This window comes from Clostridium sp. KNHs216 (genome assembly GCF_006714885.1).
Classification (GTDB): Bacteria; Bacillota; Clostridia; order Oscillospirales; family Acutalibacteraceae; genus Caproiciproducens.
In genome coordinates, this window is sequence record NZ_VFMF01000001.1 from 1,870,943 (window position 1) to 1,887,549 (window position 16,607).

At 51.5% G+C, this 16,607-nt stretch carries 33 protein-coding genes; all 33 read right to left on the reverse strand.

Annotated elements, in window-relative coordinates:
• Positions 1-450: 450 nt before the first annotated feature.
• Complete coding sequence (rplQ, locus tag LY85_RS09015) at positions 451-792, reverse strand: 50S ribosomal protein L17 (protein WP_038325903.1); 342 nt, start codon at positions 790-792, stop codon at positions 451-453.
• A 37-nt stretch (positions 793-829) separates the two neighbouring features.
• Complete coding sequence (locus tag LY85_RS09020) at positions 830-1,783, reverse strand: DNA-directed RNA polymerase subunit alpha (RefSeq protein WP_038325904.1); 954 nt, start codon at positions 1,781-1,783, stop codon at positions 830-832.
• Between the two features lie 72 nt (positions 1,784-1,855).
• Positions 1,856-2,482, reverse strand: coding sequence for a 30S ribosomal protein S4 (rpsD, locus tag LY85_RS09025; protein WP_038325905.1), 627 nt, complete (start codon positions 2,480-2,482; stop codon positions 1,856-1,858).
• 33 nt (positions 2,483-2,515) lie between these two features.
• Positions 2,516-2,926, reverse strand: a complete 411-nt coding sequence (gene rpsK / locus LY85_RS09030; protein ID WP_038325906.1) for a 30S ribosomal protein S11 — start codon at positions 2,924-2,926, stop codon at positions 2,516-2,518.
• An 18-nt stretch (positions 2,927-2,944) separates the two neighbouring features.
• Entirely contained in the window at positions 2,945-3,313 is a 369-nt protein-coding gene (rpsM, locus tag LY85_RS09035) for a 30S ribosomal protein S13 (RefSeq protein ID WP_038325907.1), read from the reverse strand.
• A 38-nt stretch (positions 3,314-3,351) separates the two neighbouring features.
• Positions 3,352-3,465 carry a 50S ribosomal protein L36 gene (gene rpmJ, locus LY85_RS09040; RefSeq protein ID WP_022174947.1) on the reverse strand — a complete coding sequence of 38 codons (114 nt, stop codon included), beginning with the start codon at positions 3,463-3,465 and terminating at the stop codon, positions 3,352-3,354.
• A 30-nt stretch (positions 3,466-3,495) separates the two neighbouring features.
• Positions 3,496-3,714, reverse strand: coding sequence for a translation initiation factor IF-1 (gene infA / locus LY85_RS09045; protein WP_038325909.1), 219 nt, complete (start codon positions 3,712-3,714; stop codon positions 3,496-3,498).
• Positions 3,714-3,983, reverse strand: a complete 270-nt coding sequence (locus tag LY85_RS09050; RefSeq protein WP_038325910.1) for a KOW domain-containing RNA-binding protein — start codon at positions 3,981-3,983, stop codon at positions 3,714-3,716. Before LY85_RS09050 ends, infA begins: the two co-directional genes overlap by 1 nt.
• Before the next feature lie 11 nt (positions 3,984-3,994).
• Positions 3,995-4,747 carry a type I methionyl aminopeptidase gene (gene map, locus LY85_RS09055; RefSeq protein WP_038325912.1) on the reverse strand — a complete coding sequence of 251 codons (753 nt, stop codon included), beginning with the start codon at positions 4,745-4,747 and terminating at the stop codon, positions 3,995-3,997.
• Positions 4,748-4,749: 2 nt separating this feature from the next.
• Positions 4,750-5,382 carry an adenylate kinase gene (locus LY85_RS09060; protein ID WP_038325913.1) on the reverse strand — a complete coding sequence of 211 codons (633 nt, stop codon included), beginning with the start codon at positions 5,380-5,382 and terminating at the stop codon, positions 4,750-4,752.
• A gap of 16 nt (positions 5,383-5,398) precedes the next feature.
• On the reverse strand, positions 5,399-6,733 hold the full coding sequence (secY, locus tag LY85_RS09065) for a preprotein translocase subunit SecY (protein WP_141826377.1): 1,335 nt from the start codon (positions 6,731-6,733) through the stop codon (positions 5,399-5,401).
• A gap of 1 nt (position 6,734) precedes the next feature.
• Positions 6,735-7,175, reverse strand: a complete 441-nt coding sequence (gene rplO, locus LY85_RS09070; RefSeq protein WP_038325915.1) for a 50S ribosomal protein L15 — start codon at positions 7,173-7,175, stop codon at positions 6,735-6,737.
• A gap of 18 nt (positions 7,176-7,193) precedes the next feature.
• The gene (rpmD, locus tag LY85_RS09075) at positions 7,194-7,373 is read right to left on the reverse strand and encodes a 50S ribosomal protein L30 (protein ID WP_038325916.1); all 180 of its coding nucleotides are present in this window, start codon (positions 7,371-7,373) and stop codon (positions 7,194-7,196) included.
• A 15-nt stretch (positions 7,374-7,388) separates the two neighbouring features.
• A complete protein-coding gene (gene rpsE / locus LY85_RS09080) occupies positions 7,389-7,886 on the reverse strand; it encodes a 30S ribosomal protein S5 (protein ID WP_038325917.1) in 498 nt (165 codons plus the stop codon).
• A 15-nt stretch (positions 7,887-7,901) separates the two neighbouring features.
• Positions 7,902-8,261, reverse strand: coding sequence for a 50S ribosomal protein L18 (rplR, locus tag LY85_RS09085; protein WP_038325918.1), 360 nt, complete (start codon positions 8,259-8,261; stop codon positions 7,902-7,904).
• 18 nt (positions 8,262-8,279) lie between these two features.
• Positions 8,280-8,828, reverse strand: coding sequence for a 50S ribosomal protein L6 (rplF, locus tag LY85_RS09090; RefSeq protein ID WP_038325919.1), 549 nt, complete (start codon positions 8,826-8,828; stop codon positions 8,280-8,282).
• A 15-nt stretch (positions 8,829-8,843) separates the two neighbouring features.
• Complete coding sequence (gene rpsH, locus LY85_RS09095) at positions 8,844-9,242, reverse strand: 30S ribosomal protein S8 (protein ID WP_038325920.1); 399 nt, start codon at positions 9,240-9,242, stop codon at positions 8,844-8,846.
• A 23-nt stretch (positions 9,243-9,265) separates the two neighbouring features.
• Complete coding sequence (locus LY85_RS09100; protein ID WP_038325921.1) at positions 9,266-9,451, reverse strand: type Z 30S ribosomal protein S14; 186 nt, start codon at positions 9,449-9,451, stop codon at positions 9,266-9,268.
• Between the two features lie 12 nt (positions 9,452-9,463).
• Positions 9,464-10,003 (reverse strand): 50S ribosomal protein L5, encoded by a 540-nt coding sequence (gene rplE / locus LY85_RS09105; RefSeq protein WP_141826378.1) that lies wholly within the window; start codon positions 10,001-10,003, stop codon positions 9,464-9,466.
• A 16-nt stretch (positions 10,004-10,019) separates the two neighbouring features.
• Entirely contained in the window at positions 10,020-10,340 is a 321-nt protein-coding gene (rplX, locus tag LY85_RS09110; RefSeq protein ID WP_038325923.1) for a 50S ribosomal protein L24, read from the reverse strand.
• Positions 10,341-10,356: 16 nt separating this feature from the next.
• Positions 10,357-10,725, reverse strand: coding sequence for a 50S ribosomal protein L14 (gene rplN / locus LY85_RS09115; protein ID WP_038325924.1), 369 nt, complete (start codon positions 10,723-10,725; stop codon positions 10,357-10,359).
• Positions 10,726-10,753: 28 nt separating this feature from the next.
• Positions 10,754-11,011 (reverse strand): 30S ribosomal protein S17, encoded by a 258-nt coding sequence (gene rpsQ / locus LY85_RS09120; protein ID WP_038325926.1) that lies wholly within the window; start codon positions 11,009-11,011, stop codon positions 10,754-10,756.
• 19 nt (positions 11,012-11,030) lie between these two features.
• A complete protein-coding gene (gene rpmC, locus LY85_RS09125) occupies positions 11,031-11,237 on the reverse strand; it encodes a 50S ribosomal protein L29 (protein ID WP_038325927.1) in 207 nt (68 codons plus the stop codon).
• A complete protein-coding gene (rplP, locus tag LY85_RS09130; protein WP_038325929.1) occupies positions 11,237-11,662 on the reverse strand; it encodes a 50S ribosomal protein L16 in 426 nt (141 codons plus the stop codon). The genes rpmC and rplP overlap by 1 nt, the downstream gene beginning before the upstream one ends.
• Positions 11,662-12,327, reverse strand: a complete 666-nt coding sequence (gene rpsC / locus LY85_RS09135) for a 30S ribosomal protein S3 (protein WP_141826379.1) — start codon at positions 12,325-12,327, stop codon at positions 11,662-11,664. The genes rplP and rpsC overlap by 1 nt, the downstream gene beginning before the upstream one ends.
• Positions 12,328-12,347: 20 nt before the next feature.
• Entirely contained in the window at positions 12,348-12,683 is a 336-nt protein-coding gene (rplV, locus tag LY85_RS09140; protein ID WP_038325932.1) for a 50S ribosomal protein L22, read from the reverse strand.
• Between the two features lie 21 nt (positions 12,684-12,704).
• Positions 12,705-12,986 (reverse strand): 30S ribosomal protein S19, encoded by a 282-nt coding sequence (gene rpsS / locus LY85_RS09145; protein WP_038325933.1) that lies wholly within the window; start codon positions 12,984-12,986, stop codon positions 12,705-12,707.
• Between the two features lie 26 nt (positions 12,987-13,012).
• Positions 13,013-13,846: a 50S ribosomal protein L2 gene (gene rplB / locus LY85_RS09150; RefSeq protein ID WP_038325934.1), complete on the reverse strand. Its 834-nt coding sequence runs from the start codon at positions 13,844-13,846 to the stop codon at positions 13,013-13,015.
• A 78-nt stretch (positions 13,847-13,924) separates the two neighbouring features.
• Complete coding sequence (rplW, locus tag LY85_RS09155; RefSeq protein WP_038325935.1) at positions 13,925-14,215, reverse strand: 50S ribosomal protein L23; 291 nt, start codon at positions 14,213-14,215, stop codon at positions 13,925-13,927.
• The gene (rplD, locus tag LY85_RS09160) at positions 14,215-14,838 is read right to left on the reverse strand and encodes a 50S ribosomal protein L4 (protein ID WP_141826380.1); all 624 of its coding nucleotides are present in this window, start codon (positions 14,836-14,838) and stop codon (positions 14,215-14,217) included. Before rplD ends, rplW begins: the two co-directional genes overlap by 1 nt.
• Before the next feature lie 18 nt (positions 14,839-14,856).
• A complete protein-coding gene (rplC, locus tag LY85_RS09165) occupies positions 14,857-15,489 on the reverse strand; it encodes a 50S ribosomal protein L3 (RefSeq protein ID WP_038325937.1) in 633 nt (210 codons plus the stop codon).
• 68 nt (positions 15,490-15,557) lie between these two features.
• Positions 15,558-15,869, reverse strand: a complete 312-nt coding sequence (rpsJ, locus tag LY85_RS09170) for a 30S ribosomal protein S10 (RefSeq protein ID WP_038325938.1) — start codon at positions 15,867-15,869, stop codon at positions 15,558-15,560.
• A 440-nt stretch (positions 15,870-16,309) separates the two neighbouring features.
• Positions 16,310-16,552 (reverse strand): oxaloacetate decarboxylase, encoded by a 243-nt coding sequence (locus LY85_RS09175; protein ID WP_141826381.1) that lies wholly within the window; start codon positions 16,550-16,552, stop codon positions 16,310-16,312.
• Positions 16,553-16,607: the final 55 nt, after the last annotated feature.

Consider the following 16,607-nt stretch of genomic DNA (forward strand, 5'->3'; position numbering starts at 1 on the left):
GTTCATTCCCTTTCATTCTGCAAATTTTTTTCCCAATGTTGGCATTTCTGACTTCCATATTGTATAGGAGTCCGGATACAGAATAAAATGAAAAGAAGAATAATTCCATATTGTAATTAATCCCAGTTTTTATGCCGGTTTTAACCGATAAAATCCCCATGTGCTTCCTGAAAAAGCACCAGTATTTATTAGGTTTTTTGCCAGATTTAAGAAGATACCGTTTACCCTCCCTGCGGGGGCGGGTGAGGATTTGGCCCCCTCCTTGAGGGGGCTGGCAGGCATAGCCTGACTGGGGGAGTCCCCACCCAGCTTGCGGACTCCCTTCGACGCGCCGAGCGCGCCACCTCCCTCTTAGAGGGAGGCTGAGGTTTGGCCTGACTGAAGGAGTTATAGGCCGAACCAAAAAAAGGCCGCCGCAAAAGCGGCAGCCTTGATCCGTAAACAATGAAATTAAACCAGCTCGATAATTCCCATCTCGGCGGCGTCACCGCGGCGAGGGCCAAGCTTGCTGATGCGCGTATAGCCGCCGTTGCGGTCGGCATACTTCGGAGCAATCTCATTGAACAGTTTATTCGCAACGTCTTCCTTTGTAACAAAGGCCAGAACGAGACGTTTGTTGTGCAGATTGTTTTCCTTCGCAATCGTTATCATCTTCTCGGTCATGGAGCGGACCTCCTTGGCGCGAGTCACTGTGGTTTCGATTTTGCCATTCTCTAAAAGAAAGGTAACCATCGCCCTTAACATGGCGGTTCTGTGGTCAGTGTCTCTTCCGAGCTTTCTGGTTCCGGGCATCGAAATATCACTCCTTTACCTTAGGTTGTTTGCGCAATTATTCGTCATCCTTGCGCAGATTAAAACCGAGAGAGGCCATCTTCCAGACAACCTCCTCAAGGGATTTGCGTCCGAGGTTGCGCACCTTCATCATATCCTCTTCGGATTTGTTGATAAGGTCTTCAACCGTATTGATACCGGCACGCTTCAGGCAGTTGAAGGAACGGACCGAAAGGTCGAGCTCCTCAATCGTCATTTCGAGCACCTTTTCCTTGCCCTTGTCGTCCTTTTCGACCATGATCTCCGTGCTGCTGCCCTTATCGGACAGGTCAACAAAAAGATTCAGATGCTCGGTGAGGACTTTCGCGGCCAAAGAAACCGCTTCCTGCGCGCCGATGGTTCCGTTCGTCCAAACTTCGAGTGTGAGCTTGTCAAAATCGATGCTCTGACCCACACGGGTTGGCTCCACATTATAATTCACCTTATAAACAGGAGTATAGATGGAATCAACCGGAAGCTCCCCGATCACGTTGGCGTTCATGTTTTGCTTGTTGCGCTCGGCAGATACATATCCGCGCCCCTTATCCAGGGTCAATTCCATATACAGTTTTGCTCCGTCGCCCAGAGTCGCGATGTGCATCTCCGGGTTCAGGATTTCAACCTCGCTGTCGCACTTGATAGAGTCGGCCGTTACATTGCACGGACCCTCCGCAGCGATTTCCACTGTCTTCGGTCCATCGCAATGGAGCTTGGCGGTCAATCCCTTGATGTTAAGCACGATCTCAGTGACGTCCTCTTTCACTCCGGGTATGGTTGAAAACTCATGAAGAACGCCGTCTATTTTGATAGACGTGACTGCAACGCCCGGCAGCGAAGATAAAAGAACACGCCTCAGGCTGTTGCCCAGGGTTGTGCCAAAGCCACGCTCAAGCGGTTCCACAACAAATTTGCCATAGGTCCCGTCATTACTTAAAACTTCTGTCTCTATTTTTGGCTTCTCAATCTCGATCATTAGCGACCCTCCTTGACATATAGCGGATTAATTTATCAGCCATGATGTTTTTTATGCTGTCATAAAACGGCATTACTTGGAGTACAACTCAACGATGAGAGTCTCATCGACTGCAAGGTCAATATCCTCACGGGTTGGTAATGCAATGATCTTGCCTTCCAGAGTGTCACGATTGATGTCAAGCCACTTCGAAACCGGACGTGCCGAGTTCGCTTCAATGACAGCCTTGATTTTTTCGCTCTGACGGCTCTTGTCTTTAATGGAGATCACTTCGCCCGGCTTTGTCAGGTAGGAAGGGATATCCACTCTTTTGCCGTCCACAGTAAAGTGCCCGTGGACAACCAGCTGACGGGCTTCCGCTCTGGAGTTGCCCCAGCCCAAACGGTAAACTACGTTGTCGAGACGGGATTCCAAAATTGCGAGCAGTTCGTCACCGGTTTTTCCTTCTTTGCGTGTTGCAAGGTCGTAGTAGCCCCTGAACTGGGACTCCAGTACACCATAGTAACGTTTTGTCATCTGTTTTGCACGCAGCTGAAGGCCATACTCAGAGGTCTTTTTGCGGCCCTGACCATGCTGGCCCGGAGCATATGCCCGGCGGGTTACCCCGCATTTGTCCGTGTAGCATCTTGCGCCCTTCAGGAAAAGCTTCTGGCCTTCCCGGCGGCAAAGCTTGCACACAGCGTCTGTATATCTTGCCATATTATGGTTGCACCTCCTATATCGGTTTTGTTACTATACGCGTCTTCTCTTCGGAGGACGGCATCCGTTGTGCGGAATCGGAGTAACGTCTTTAATCATGCTGACTTCAAGGCCCGCGCCCTGAAGTGCGCGGATAGCCGCCTCACGGCCCGCGCCCGGTCCCTTTACAAAAACCTCAACAGTTTTCATACCGTGCTCCATCGCTGCTTTCGCGGCGGTTTCGGCGGCGGTCTGAGCGGCGAAAGGAGTGGACTTTCTGGAACCTCTGAACCCTAATTCACCTGAACTTGCCCACGAAATTGCGTTGCCCTGCGTATCCGTAATGGTAACGATCGTGTTGTTGAAGGTGGACTGGATATGAGCGGCTCCGCGATCTATATTTTTACGCTCACGGCGTCTGCGAACTGCGGTGCCTTTTTTAGCTGCGCCTTTCTGTGCTGCCATCTTTTGAATCCCTCCCTATTACTTCTTCTTGTTGGCCATGGTCTTTCTGGGACCTTTGCGTGTACGCGCATTGGTTTTGGAACGCTGGCCTCTTACCGGCAGGCCCTTGCGGTGACGGACACCACGGTAGCAGCCGATTTCAATCAGTCTCTTAATGTCAAATGCTACGTCGCGGCGAAGATCGCCTTCAACGCGGCAGTGATGGTCGATATACTCTCTGAGCTTTGCCGCATCATCTTCAGTTAAATCCCTTACACGGATGTCCGGGTCGACGCCTGTTTCTGCACAAATATCCGTTGCAGTCTTGCGGCCGATACCGAAAATATAGGTAAGAGCAATTTCGATGCGCTTATCTCTGGGCAGATCAATACCTGCTATACGCGCCATACTGGTTGCACCTCCACTGTTAATAGGTTTGCGCCAAATTAGCCCTGGCGCTGCTTATGCTTCGGGTTTTCACAGATTACCATGACTTTACCCTTGCGTTTAATAATTTTGCATTTTTCACAAATTTTCTTGACAGAAGGTCTTACTTTCATTTGTGCGCCCTCCCTTAGCGAGTGTTTGTTTTACTTTGAACGCCACGTAATACGTCCGCGCGTCAGATCGTAAGGCGACAGTTCGATTGTGACCTTATCCCCCGGCAGGATGCGGATGAAATTCATCCTGAGCTTGCCGGAAATATGCGCGAGTATTGTATGGTGGTTTGGAAGCTCTACCATAAACATTGCGTTAGGCAGCGCCTCGGTAACGATTCCTTCAGTTTCAATTACGTCCTGTTTCGACATTACTTACCCTCCTCTTGTGGAAAACGGCCCCCGGCGTTGAACGCCCTGAGGGCACCTCGTATTTCACGGTTGGTCTGCATTGAACCTTCGGCCAATACGGTTCTGGTCGGACAAAGGTGTTTCAGCTTTTTCCTTTTCGGGTGGTCAAGGCTGCGGCGCCTTCCATCGCAGATCTGTGCGAATCCGGCGTCTGCCTTTAGCACCGTGAAAAAGCCGTCCTTGTCGCGTCCCGCGGCCGACCGGACAACCAGTCCTCTGACAAAGTCCATTGTCTACCCCCTTAATCCGGCAGCGTTAAGATAACCGGGCCGTCCGGAGTAATGGCAATGGAATGTTCGAAATGCGCGGAAAGCTTGCCGTCCGCGGTTACGGTCGTCCAACCGTCCGCAAGGGTTTTGACTTCCTTTACACCCTGGTTAATCATCGGTTCAATTGCAATGGTCATGCCTGGCAACAGGCGCACGCCCCTGCCGGGTGTGCCGTAATTGGGAACACTGGGGTCTTCATGCATCTTCGCACCTACTCCGTGGCCGACAAAATCCCGTACCACCGAGTAACCGCGAGCTTCGGCATACCGCTGGACCGCGCTGCCGACATCGCCGATCCGGTGACCGGCTGTTGCGGCTTTAATGCCTTCAAACAGGCTTTCGCGTGTTGCATCCATAAGGGCCTGCGCTTCATGGCTTACGTCGCCGCATGGGAAAGTCCACGCGTTGTCCCCGACAAAGCCCTCGAAAGTCGCGCCTATGTCAATGCTGACAATGTCACCCTGCCTGATAATCGTGCCCTTATGTGGTATGCCATGGATAACCACGTCATTTACGGAAATACATGCGCTTGCCGGGAAGCCGCCATACCCGAGGAACGTGGGCTTCGCGCCCTGTTCCTCAATGTATCGGCGGACGGCACGGTCGATTTCCCAGGTGGAAACACCGGGTTCGACCATCTCGCCGGCCAGCTTTAATGCTCTTGAAGATACCCTGCCCGCATCCCTCATAAAGCTGAGTTCGCGGCTGGTTTTAAGCACTATCATGATTACGCCTCTAATGCGGCAAGAATCAGTTTTGTGGTGTGCCCGACATCCTCTTGCCCTTCTACTGTGCAAAGCTTGCCCTGTTTCAGATAGTAATCCTTCAGGGGCTCGGTTTGCTCGTGATATACGTTTAAGCGCTCTTTGACCGTATCCGGGTGGTCGTCCTTGCGCTGAACTAGGGTGCCGCCGCATTTGCTGCAAACGCCCTCCACCTCCGGCTTTTTGTAAAGCAGGTGGTAGCTGGCCCCGCAGTTTTCGCAGACACGGCGTCCGGACATACGCTGCACGATCGTCTCGTCGGAGACCTCAATGTTGAGGACCCTGTCAATGCGAACGCCCATTTTGTCCAGAGCCTCGGCCTGGGGAATCGTGCGCGGAAACCCGTCCAGAACGAATCCGTTTTTGCAGTCGTCATTGGCCAGACGCTCTTTGATAATGCCGATGACAACCTCGTCGGGAACAAGCTTGCCCGCGTCCACAAAGGACTTGGCGCGAACTCCCATCTCAGTGCCGCTCTTCAGCGCTTCACGGATAATATTACCCGTGGATATTGCAGGAATGTTATAACGCGAGCAGATGACTTCTGCCTGCGTGCCTTTACCGGCGCCAGGGGCGCCGAGAAGGATCAGATTCATATTCTCTCACTCCTTATCAATCAAGGAAGCCTTTGTAATGGCGCATCATCATCTGCGACTCCATCTGCTTCACGGTTTCCAGCGCGACACCAACCAAAATCAGGATGGAGGTTCCGCCGATCGACATGTTGTGCATGCCGGTAGCGGCGCCGAAGCCGATGGGCAGCAGAGCGATAACCGCAAGGAACAGCGCCCCGATTAAAGTGATCTTAGAAAGAATCTTCGCGATAAAGTCAGAAGTGGGTTTGCCCGGACGAATGCCGGGAATCGTGCCATTGTTCTGACGAAGATTATTGGCCATCTCTATCGGATTATACTGAATTGTCACGTAGAAATAAGCAAACATGATAATCAGCAGGAAATACATCAGCGAATAGATCCATCCGGTAGAGGAGAAAGCTTCGAAAAAGCCCTTCCAGAATCCGGTTGTCACCTTGTTGCCAAGGAACAGCTGGATCGTACTTGGAATCGAGAGAATGGAACTTGCGAAAATAATCGGCATAACGCCGGACATGGCAACCTTAATCGGAATGTGGCTGCTCTGGCCGCCGTACATCTTCCTTCCGACCATACGCTTGGCGTACTGTACGGGAATACGGCGCTCCGAGTCATTCATAAACACAATGACCCAGATGACCACAAGGAAGATCAGCACAAACAGCGGAACGAAGAAATAGTACTTGCCGTAGGTGGACGCGTCCTCATTGGCGGCCTGCAGATACTGTCCCAGCAAGCTGATTGTGTGCGGCATTCTCGCCACAATACCGGAAAACAGCAAAATGGAAATACCGTTTCCAATACCCTTTTGGTTGATCTGTTCGCCCAGCCACATCATCAGCGCGGTACCTGCGGTAAACGCCATGATGATGACAAAAGCGGCGAACACCTGCTCCCAGCCCTTGGTGTATTTCGCGATCGGAACACCCTGATAGGAGCTGTTGCGCAGATAGAAGAAATAAGCGGTGCCCTGAATCAAGCCAAGACCGACGGTGACGTAGCGGGTCATGGTGCCGATCTTCTTGCGGCCCTCTTCGCCTTCTTTTGCCAGTCTTTCCAGCGCCGGAATAGCAACTGTCAAAAGCTGCATAATAATGGAGCTGTTGATGTAGGGCGTAACGCTCATTGCAAACAGAGTACCGTTTGCAAAAGCGCCGCCGGAAAGCATATCAAGGTAGCTCAGTGCCGAACCGGTCTTGTCGACCGTGGTCATCAGTCCCTTCAATGCGGTGACATTGAGGAACGGAACAGGAATGACCGCACCGAAGCGGAAAACCATGATGATAAGCAGTGTAAACAGGATCTTTTTACGGAGATCCGGGATAGACCAGGCATTCTTTATTGTTTGAAACAACTTAGATCACCTCTGCCTTCCCACCCGCGGTTTCTATCTTTTGCTTCGCAGCCTCGGAATAAGCAGTAACCTTTACTGTTAATTTTTTTGTCAGATTGCCGTTGGCAAGGATCTTCACCCCGTCACAGCAGGTCTTTACAATGCCCGCATCGATCAGCGCCTGGGTGTCGACCACAGAGCCGTCTTCGAACTTGTCGAGTGTGCCTACGTTGACAGAAACGATGGTTTTAGCAAAAACATTGTTAAAACCTCTTTTCGGAATACGTCTCTGTAAAGGCATCTGACCGCCTTCAAATCCGGGACGCATGCCTCTGCCCGCTCTGGCCTTTTGACCCTTGTGGCCCTTGCCGGCAGTTTTTCCCTGACCTGAACCGTGTCCTCTGCCGATACGCTTCGGCTCTTTGGTGGAACCGGGTACAGCAGTTAGTTCATGCAACTTCATTTACTCGCACCTCCTTGCTTACGCTTTACTTACCTCGATGAGGTGGATTATCTTGGCCACCTTGCCTTTGGTCTGTTCATTTTCAGGCTGAACGGAAGTGTCGCCGATTTTAAAGAGACCAAGAGCCTGGGCGGTTGCAATCTGGTCCTTTTTGCTGCCGATAAGACTTTTTATCAGCTTTACTTTCAGCTGTGCCATCTTGCTACCCCCTTATTAAAGAATATCTTTTACCGACTTGCCGCGTGTTGCAGCGACTTCACCGGCAGTACGCAGCTTGGACATGCCGTCCAAGGTTGCTCTTACTACATTACATGGATTGTTGGAACGCAGGGCCTTTGTTCTGATATCCCTGATTCCGATCGCTTCTACGACCGCACGGACCGGACCGCCGGCAATGACACCGGTACCGGGAGCGGCAGGCTTCATCAGAACTCTGCCGGCACCGTACGCGCCGATGATTTCGTGCGGGATGGTGGAGCCGCGCATAGCAACCTTGATGAGGTTCTTTTTCGCGTCTTCAATCCCCTTGCGGATCGCGTCAGGAACTTCGCCCGACTTTCCGATGCCGAAACCGACTGTGCCGTTTCCGTCGCCAACTACCACAAGAGCTGCGAACTTGAAGATACGGCCGCCTTTTACGGTCTTGGATACACGATTAATAGCAACTACATGTTCTTTGAGTTCCATAGACGTTGCGTCAATTCTAGCCAAAAGTATTCCTCCTTCTTAGAACTTGAGGCCGCCCTCACGGGCGCCTTCGGCCAGCTCTTTGACGCGGCCGTGGAAAATATAGCCGCCGCGGTCAAATACGACCTCGGTGATGCCCTTTTCGGCGGCACGTTTGGCAATAAGCTCGCCAACCTTACGTGCGGCGTCCTTGTTTCCGCCATTACCATTGAAATCCTTGTCCAGTGTGGAAGCTGCTGCAAGAGTAACTCCCTTTACGTCGTCGATAATCTGGGCGTAGATATTGGTGGTAGAGCGAAATACATTCAGGCGTGGGCACTCTGCTGTGCCGGAAATTTTACCGCGCACCCTGCGGTGACGGTTAAGCCTGGCTCTGTTTGTGTCAGTCTTATTCACCATTTGTTATTCACTCCTTACTTACTTCTTAGCGCCCTTGCCGGCCTTGCCTTCCTTATGGCGGACAAATTCACCGGTATAGCGGATACCCTTGCCCTTATACGGCTCAGGCGGACGTTTCTCGCGCACTTCGGCGGCAAACTGACCAACCTGCTGCTTATCCGGGCCCGAGATCACGATTTTGTTTGCAGCTGGGCACTCGATGGAAATACCATCGATCTCAGGGACGATCACCTGATGAGAATAGCCAAGATTCATCACAAGGTTCTTACCCTGCTTCTGCACACGGTAGCCGACGCCCAAAACGTCAAGCTCCTTTTTGAATCCGTCCGTTACGCCGACAACCATGTTGTGGACCAGCGTGCGGGTCAGACCGTGCAGGGACCTGTTTTCTTTTTCGTCGTTGGGACGGGTGACGAGCACCTCGCTGCCTTCCACAGAAACGTTCATATTGTGATGAATTTTCTGGGTCAGCGTACCCTTCGGTCCCTTGACGGTGACAACGTTGCCGTCAACCTGAACGGTGACGCCAGCGGGAATATTTATGGGTTTTCTTCCAATTCGCGACATTACTGCACCCCCTTGTTACCAGATAAATGCGAGAACCTCTCCGCCGACATTCTCTTTGCGGGCCTGACGGTCGGTCATGATGCCCTTCGAAGTAGAAATGACAGCGATGCCCAGGCCCTTCATGACCTTTGGCAGATCCTCTGCGTTGGAATAGATACGAAGGCCTGGCTTACTGACTCTGCGCAGACCGTTGATGGCGGGGACTTTGTTCTCGCCATATTTGAGATTCACTTTGATAATTCCCTGTTTGCCGTCCTCTGTTACCGTATAATTCTTTACATAGCCCTCGTCAACAAGAATTTGCACAATGGCCTTTTTCATGTTGGAAGCGGGAATGTCAACCGAATCGTGCTTTGCAGAAACTGCATTGCGAATACGGGTGAGCAAATCAGCAATTGTATCTGTAATTTGCATACCGTTACCTCCTTTGCTAAGCTTTACCAGCTGGCCTTTTTCACGCCCGGGATCTCACCCTTGTGAGCAAGTTCTCTAAAGCATATACGGCAAATTCCGAACTTGCGAAGGTAGGCATGCGGCCTGCCACAGATTTTGCATCTGTTGTATTCGCGAGACGAGAATTTCGCAACTCTCTGCTGCTTGATTTTCATAGAAGTCTTGGCCACAATATTCCCTCCTTATTTCGCAAACGGGGCGCCCATGAGTGTTAAGAGCTCTCTGGATTCCTCGTCGGTGTTTGCGGTCGTTACGAAACAAATATCCATTCCGCGGACCTTATCAATTTTGTCGTAATCAATTTCAGGGAAGATCAGCTGCTCTTTGACGCCCATATTGTAGTTGCCGCGGCCGTCGAACGAGTTCGCGCTGATTCCTCTGAAGTCTCTTACGCGCGGGAGAGCAACATTGAAGAGCCTGTCTAAGAACTCGTACATTCTGTCGCCTCTGAGCGTTACCTTTACGCCGATGTTCATCCCCTCACGGAGCTTGAAGTTTGCAACCGATTTTTTCGCTTTGCAGATCACCGGCTTCTGGCCGGTAATAGCTGCGAGATCGGTTGTAATGGCGTCGATTACCTTTGCGTTTTCCTTTGCTTCGCCGGCGCCTACATTGATGACGATCTTCTCAAGCTTCGGAATCTGCATGACGCTCTTGTAAGAAAACTTTTTCATCAGTGCGGGTGCGACATCTTTTTGGTAAAATTCCTTCAGTCTTGCCATGTCGTTTTATCCTCCCTTACAGCGCTTCGCCGCATTTTTTGCAAACGCGTTCCTTAGTGCCGTCCTCATAAAGCTTATGCGAGACACGTGTGGGTTTGCCGCAGCGGGGGCAAACGACCTGGACCTTGCAGGCGTACAGTGCGCCTTCGGCTTTCACAATACCGCTCTGTTCACCCATTTTGCGGGCTTTAACATGCTTGGAAACCATGTTGCGGCCCTCAACGATGACCTTCCCCTCTTCGGGGCTTACGGCCAGAACTTTGCCCTTCTTGCCGCGTTCTTTGCCATTTAAAATGACGACGGTGTCACCCGTTTTAACATGAACCTTATTATTCATCAGTGAGCACCTCCCATCACAGCACTTCAGGGGCAAGACTTAAAATTTTCAGATAGTCTTTGTCACGCAGTTCTCTGGCCACGGGCCCGAAAATACGTGTTCCCCTCGGATTTTTATCATCTTTGATGAGGACAGCCGCATTTTCGTCAAAGCGGATGTATGTTCCATCATCACGGCGGACGCCGAAAGCAGTGCGAACAATGACTGCCTTAACGACTTCGCCTTTTTTAACAGTGCCGCCCGGAGCCGCTTTTTTAACGGAAGCGACAACCACGTCACCTATATTGGCATACCTTCTGCCGGTACCGCCGAGAACGCGGATGCACATAAGCTGCTTCGCGCCGGTGTTGTCGGCAACGTTGAGGTAAGTCTGCTGTTGAATCACAGTGCGTTCCTCCTTTGCTTAAAGCCAATTACTTGGCTTTCTCTATAATCTCGACGAGACGCCATCTTTTCTCTTTGCTGAGGGGACGGGTCTCCATCACACGCACGCGGTCACCGATTGTGCATTCATTGTTTTCATCATGTGCTTTCAGCTTCACGGTACGCTTGATAATCTTGTTGTAAAGCGGATGCTTTACTCTGTTTTCGATTGCAACCACAATGGTTTTATCCATTTTGTTGCTGACGACCTTGCCAATCTCTGCTTTTCTAATATTCCGATCGCTCACAGATTAATCCTCCCTTCCGTTACGCATTGGCGCTGTCCTTGATTTCGATCTCGCGCAAAATTGTTTTGACACGGGCGATATCCTTTTTGACAGCGGAGATACGCATCGGGTTATCGAGCTGATTAATGGCAAGTTGGAAACGCAGGTTGAAAAGCTCGGCCTTGAGGTCCTTAAGCTTACTTTCCAGTTCTGCTGTCGTTAATTCTCTGACTTCTGAGGCCTTCATTACTGCTCACCACCCGTTTCTTCCTTCTTAACAAACTTGCACTTAATCGGCAGTTTGTTGGACGCCAGACGTAAAGCTTCTCTTGCAGTTTCTTCCGAAACTCCGCCGATTTCAAACATAACTCTGCCCGGTTTTACAACTGCGACCCAGTACTCAGGGGAACCTTTACCGGAACCCATTCGGGTTTCAGCCGGCTTCTGAGTGATCGGCTTGTCTGGGAAAATCTTGATCCACACCTGACCAAATCTTTTGCAGTAACGTGTCATGGCGACACGGGCCGCTTCGATCTGGTTGGAGGTGATCCATGCCGGCTCTAAGGCCTGAAGGCCGAAATCGCCGTAAGTTACCTTATTTCCGCGGTAGCTCTTTCCGGTCATACGACCGCGATGCACTTTGCGGTATTTTACACGCTTAGGCAACAGCATTATTTACTGCCTCCTTCCTTACGAGGCTTGCGGTTGTCCACAAGGACTTCGCCTCTGTAAATCCAGACCTTTACGCCAATGCGGCCATAGGTTGTGGCGGCTTCGGCAAAACCGTAGTCGATGTCGGCACGGATGGTCTGAAGGGGAATGGTACCGTCGTGATACTGTTCGCGTCTTGCGATTTCAGCACCGCCCAGACGGCCGGACACCTGGGTTTTGATACCCTTGGCGCCGAGCTTCATGGCGCGGCCGATGCACTGCTTCATTGCACGGCGGAAAGAAATTCTCTTTTCGAGCTGCTGCGCAATGTTCTCAGCGACGAGCTGCGCGTTCAGGTCGGGGGACTTTACCTCTACAATGTTGATTGTAACAGGTTTTTTGAGGATGCTCTCGCACTGAAGACGGAGCTTCTCAATTTCCGAACCGCCCCTGCCGATTACCATGCCCGGCTTGGCGCAGTGAATGTGAACGCGAACCTTGGAGGCGTCACGCTCAATTTCAATTTTCGGAACCCCTGCCGGATAAAGCTGCTTCTTCAGCACCTTGCGCAGATTGTAGTCTTCAACGAGAGTATCGCCGAAAACGCTGTCCTTCGCGAACCAGCGGGAATCCCAGTCTTTAATTACGCCCACGCGAAACCCGTGGGGATTGATTTTCTGGCCCATAGTTTACCTCCTCTTCCGCCTTATTCTTTTTCCTTGAGCACGAGGGTAACGTGCGAAGTTCTTTTTTCAATTCTGAACGCGCGACCCTGCGCCCTGGGACGAATGCGCTTGAGGATCGGGCCCGGACATACGAAGCATTCCGCAACGTAAAGTCTGGAAACATCCATATTGTGGTTATTCTCAGCGTTAGCCATGGCCGACTTCAATAATTTCTGAAGATATTCCGTAGCGGCCTTTGGTGTATTCTTGAGGATAGCCATTGCAACGTCAGCCGGCTTGTTGCGAATGAGATCAAGCACGATCTGAACCTTGCGGGGTGAAATACGGGCGTACTTTAAATAGGCCCTTGCTTCCATGCTATACACTCCTTTCGGCCGTTATCTTGTCGGCGATGATGTTTTGGAACCGGAATGTCCCTTGAAGGTTCTGGTTGGGGCAAACTCGCCGAGCTTGTGGCCGACCATATCTTCCGTTACATAGACCGGAACATGCTTGCGGCCGTCGTGGACCGCGATTGTATGACCAACGAAATCAGGGAAAATAATGGAAGCCCTGCTCCATGTTTTGATGATTTTCTTTTCGCCGGCCGCGTTCATTTCTTGAATCCTTTTAAGCAGCACAGGCTGAACATAAGGACCCTTTTTTATGCTTCTGCCCATAGATGATAAGCTCCTTTCTGTACGCCTTATTTGCCGTTTCTGCGCTTGACGATAAATTTATCGGAGCGGTTGTGGTGAGCGCGGGTCTTGTAGCCGAGGGCCGGTTTACCCCACGGGGTAACAGGTCCCGGACGGCCCACGGGGGATTTGCCTTCGCCGCCGCCGTGCGGATGGTCGTTCGGGTTCATAACGGAACCGCGGACTGTCGGTCTCCAACCCATGTGGCGTTTCCGTCCGGCCTTGCCGAGCTTCACGTTCTCATGGTCGATGTTGCTGACCTGGCCGATGGTGGCCATGCAGTTGACCGGTACGTTGCGAAGTTCGCCGGAAGGCAGTCTCAGAAGAGCCATTCCGTTTTCCTTCGCCATCAGCTGAGCCATGTTGCCGGCAGCGCGTGCCAGCTGGGCGCCTTTGCCCGGGTAAAGCTCAACGTTGTGGATAAAGGTACCGGTTGGGATATTTTCAAGCGGAAGCGCGTTGCCGGGCTTGATATCCGCCGCGGCGCCGGATACAACAACGTCGCCGACCTTTAAGCCGTTGGGAGCGATGATGTATCTTTTTTCGCCGTCCTCATACTGCACAAGGGCAATAAAGGCGGAACGGTTCGGGTCGTACTCAATGGTGAGAACGCTGCCCGGCGCGTCGAACTTCTGACGCTTAAAGTCAATGATACGATACTTTTTACGGTTTCCGCCACCGCGGTGACGGACTGTAATTCTACCGTAGCTGTTGCGGCCGGATTTGTTGCTGATGGAAGTCAGCAGGCTCTTTTCCGGTGCAACCTTGCTCAGACCGGAATAGTCCGTAACGGACATATTGCGTCTGGAAGCCGTGGTAGGTTTAAAGTTAATAATAGGCATTCGGTTTCACACTCCTCATGATGGCTTTGCGGGGAATGCCCTTTCCCCATCCTTGCCTCTGCGTTTTTCGGGCAGAGTTTACATCATGCCTTCAAAAAACTCGATGGTCTTGCTGTCGGCAGTAAGGGTAACGTAGGCTTTCTTCCAGGAAGGAGTGTAGCCTTCGTTTTTTCCCTGACGGCGGAACTGGCCTCTTACGTGCAGGGTGTTTACCTTGCCGACCTTTACGCCGAAGAGGGTCTCAACCGCTCTTGCAATATCGATTTTTGTGGCATCCTTGGCAACTTCAAAGGCATATTTCTTCATGCCGATGCCGGCCATGCTTTTTTCGGTGATAATGGGGCGGATAATAATGTCCTGTGCTGCCATTATGCGTACACCTCCTCGATCTGGGCTACGGCGTCCTTCAGCACGATAAATCTGTCGGCGTTCAGGATGTCATAGACATTCAGGGTGTTGGCCATTGCCGTTTTCACGCCCGGGATATTCTTAGCCGAAGCGATCACCTTTTCGTTCACTTCCGGAAGAACGATGAGCGCCTTTTTCTCGGAGCCGATCGCCTTGAGCATTGCCGCGATGGTCTTTGTCTTATACTCGTCAAGTGAAATCCCGTCAAGCACGACCAGCTCGTTGTCGATCACCTTGCTTGAAAGAGCTGACTTCATGGCAAGACGTCTTACCTTTTTGTTTAAGGAATAGCTGTAGTCGCGCGGCTTCGGAGCAAATACGATACCGCCGTGAGTCCACTGCGGTGAACGTGTGGAGCCCTGTCTTGCGTGACCGGTGCCCTTCTGTCTCCACGGCTTTCTGCCGCCGCCCGAAACTTCGGCGCGGGTCAGTGCCGACTGTGTGCCCTGGCGCTGGTTCGCAAGGTAATTGACCACCATGTCGTGCAGAACCTTCGCATTGGGTTCAATTCCGAATATGGCTTCGGAAAGGTCGATTTTCTCTACTTCTTTACCGGCCATATCAAGTACTGCTACTGTAGGCATTCCAAATTCCTCCTTCCCTTACGCCTTAACGCTGTCATGGATTACTACGATTCCGCCGTTCGGTCCGGGAACTGCGCCCTTGATAGCAATCAGATTGTTTTCTGCATCCACTTTGGCAACGGTCAGATTCTGAACCGTTACCTTCTCGGCGCCCAGGTGGCCGGCCATCTTAAGACCGGGGTACACTCTCGACGGGTCCGAGCAGGAACCGTTGGAACCGCCATGGCGGGCAACAGGGCCGGAACCATGGGTTTCCTTGAGTCTCTGGAAATTCCAGCGCTTGATAACGCCGGCGTATCCCTTACCTTTGCTCGTGCCGGTGACGTCGATCTTGTCGCCCGCCGCGAACGTGTCCGCCTTGACAAGATCACCCACGTTGTAAGCTTCGGTGTTTTCCACACGGAACTCTCTGAGGGTTTTCTTGGGAGCGACGTCCGCCTTTGCAAAGTGGCCCTTCAGGGGCTTCGTGACCTTGTTCGGTTTCAAATCGCCGTAGCCCATCTGGACTGCTGCGTAACCGTCGTTTTCAACCGTCTTTTTCTGTGAGATAACACAGGGGCCGGCCTGAACAACCGTTACGGGGATGACATTTCCCTTTTCGTCGAAAATCTGCGTCATGCCGATTTTCTTGCCGATGATACCTTTTTGCATTATTTTACCTCCTATGCAGGTTATTGGTTGGCGTTTGCCAACTTGACCTCGGCCGCTGGTCGGTTAAACTAGAGTTTAATCTCTATTTCAACACCGGCGGGGAGCTCTAGACCCATCAAAGCCTCTACGGTTTTGTTGGATGGTCTGAGAATGTCGATAAGTCTCTTGTGTGTTCTCATCTCGAATTGTTCACGGCTGTCCTTGTACTTGTGAACAGCGCGCAGGATCGTGATGATCTGCTTTTCCGTCGGGAGCGGAACGGGTCCGGAAACCCTTGCGCCCGTGCGCTTCGCTGTCTGTACAATCTTTTCAGCCGACTGATCAACCAACTGATGATCGTAACCCTTAATTCTTATCCTGATTTTCTCCTTGACTGCCACTGTGAATCGCCTCCTTATTGTAGTTGGCGGGCGGCGTTTTTTAAATCCTAACACTGTGCCGGGTGTTCCCTCTTAACACATTGAAAAACCGGATTCACTTTTACAAGTTAAATCCGGGTATAGGCATAAAAAACGTCTGAGCATAATAAGAGCATAGACGCGGAAATCCGCATACGAATCCTCTTATCGCACGCTCAAAGTATCTGTCGCCCGGTTTAAAATCGGACATACTCCACGGAAAAACCGGCCTGTTTCAGCCGCAACCTCCCGCTTCATCGCATATCTGTCGCAGTCGTGCTTGATTATAATACCATAAAAGGGCCTGTTATGCAATACTTATTTTCTCTTTATTGCAAGAAATTTATACGTGATATTTGGTGATGTTGCCAAAAAATTTTTCAGCAATTAGCAAGAGAGGAATTTTCTATCAAAAGCGCTTCCTATTTCTGCTTTCCGCGCCTGCGGAGCAGATAAAAAGCAGTAGCCGCAAGGATTACAGCTCCAGCCAGTAAAATCAAAAGCCCGGCGTTAAAGGAGTGGAAAACCAAAATGGAAGTCGGGCCGTCCGCGCCGCCGATGACACCGGCCGACACGCCGTCCCCTCCGCCTGCAAGCAGATTGATCCCAGTGTAAAGCAATACCACCGCACAGATGCCGATCAGCGCCGCAAGAACCCGTTTCATCAGAATGCCCCTCCGTTTCCATTTTCCGTATCATGTCAACCATTATAGATGCATT

Bases quoted from the DNA above. Each gene is read 5' to 3' on its own strand.
- rplQ (WP_038325903.1), bottom strand. From the start codon at position 792: ATGCCCGGAACCAGAAAGCTCGGAAGAGACACTGACCACAGAACCGCC.
- LY85_RS09020 (WP_038325904.1), bottom strand. From the start codon at position 1,783: ATGATCGAGATTGAGAAGCCAAAAATAGAGACAGAAGTTTTAAGTAAT.
- rpsD (WP_038325905.1), bottom strand. From the start codon at position 2,482: ATGGCAAGATATACAGACGCTGTGTGCAAGCTTTGCCGCCGGGAAGGC.
- rpsK (WP_038325906.1), bottom strand. From the start codon at position 2,926: ATGGCAGCACAGAAAGGCGCAGCTAAAAAAGGCACCGCAGTTCGCAGA.
- rpsM (WP_038325907.1), bottom strand. From the start codon at position 3,313: ATGGCGCGTATAGCAGGTATTGATCTGCCCAGAGATAAGCGCATCGAA.
- rpmJ (WP_022174947.1), bottom strand. From the start codon at position 3,465: ATGAAAGTAAGACCTTCTGTCAAGAAAATTTGTGAAAAATGCAAAATT.
- infA (WP_038325909.1), bottom strand. From the start codon at position 3,714: ATGTCGAAACAGGACGTAATTGAAACTGAAGGAATCGTTACCGAGGCG.
- LY85_RS09050 (WP_038325910.1), bottom strand. From the start codon at position 3,983: ATGGACTTTGTCAGAGGACTGGTTGTCCGGTCGGCCGCGGGACGCGAC.
- map (WP_038325912.1), bottom strand. From the start codon at position 4,747: ATGATAGTGCTTAAAACCAGCCGCGAACTCAGCTTTATGAGGGATGCG.
- LY85_RS09060 (WP_038325913.1), bottom strand. From the start codon at position 5,382: ATGAATCTGATCCTTCTCGGCGCCCCTGGCGCCGGTAAAGGCACGCAG.
- rplO (WP_038325915.1), bottom strand. From the start codon at position 7,175: ATGAAGTTGCATGAACTAACTGCTGTACCCGGTTCCACCAAAGAGCCG.
- rpmD (WP_038325916.1), bottom strand. From the start codon at position 7,373: ATGGCACAGCTGAAAGTAAAGCTGATAAAAAGTCTTATCGGCAGCAAA.
- rplR (WP_038325918.1), bottom strand. From the start codon at position 8,261: ATGGTGAATAAGACTGACACAAACAGAGCCAGGCTTAACCGTCACCGC.
- rplF (WP_038325919.1), bottom strand. From the start codon at position 8,828: ATGTCGCGAATTGGAAGAAAACCCATAAATATTCCCGCTGGCGTCACC.
- rpsH (WP_038325920.1), bottom strand. From the start codon at position 9,242: ATGCAAATTACAGATACAATTGCTGATTTGCTCACCCGTATTCGCAAT.
- rplE (WP_141826378.1), bottom strand. From the start codon at position 10,003: ATGGCAAGACTGAAGGAATTTTACCAAAAAGATGTCGCACCCGCACTG.
- rplX (WP_038325923.1), bottom strand. From the start codon at position 10,340: ATGAATAATAAGGTTCATGTTAAAACGGGTGACACCGTCGTCATTTTA.
- rpmC (WP_038325927.1), bottom strand. From the start codon at position 11,237: ATGAAGGCCTCAGAAGTCAGAGAATTAACGACAGCAGAACTGGAAAGT.
- rplP (WP_038325929.1), bottom strand. From the start codon at position 11,662: ATGCTGTTGCCTAAGCGTGTAAAATACCGCAAAGTGCATCGCGGTCGT.
- rpsC (WP_141826379.1), bottom strand. From the start codon at position 12,327: ATGGGCCAGAAAATCAATCCCCACGGGTTTCGCGTGGGCGTAATTAAA.
- rplV (WP_038325932.1), bottom strand. From the start codon at position 12,683: ATGGAAGCAAGGGCCTATTTAAAGTACGCCCGTATTTCACCCCGCAAG.
- rpsS (WP_038325933.1), bottom strand. From the start codon at position 12,986: ATGGGCAGAAGCATAAAAAAGGGTCCTTATGTTCAGCCTGTGCTGCTT.
- rplB (WP_038325934.1), bottom strand. From the start codon at position 13,846: ATGCCTATTATTAACTTTAAACCTACCACGGCTTCCAGACGCAATATG.
- rplW (WP_038325935.1), bottom strand. From the start codon at position 14,215: ATGGCAGCACAGGACATTATTATCCGCCCCATTATCACCGAAAAAAGC.
- rplD (WP_141826380.1), bottom strand. From the start codon at position 14,838: ATGCCTACAGTAGCAGTACTTGATATGGCCGGTAAAGAAGTAGAGAAA.
- rplC (WP_038325937.1), bottom strand. From the start codon at position 15,489: ATGCAAAAAGGTATCATCGGCAAGAAAATCGGCATGACGCAGATTTTC.
- LY85_RS09175 (WP_141826381.1), bottom strand. From the start codon at position 16,552: ATGAAACGGGTTCTTGCGGCGCTGATCGGCATCTGTGCGGTGGTATTG.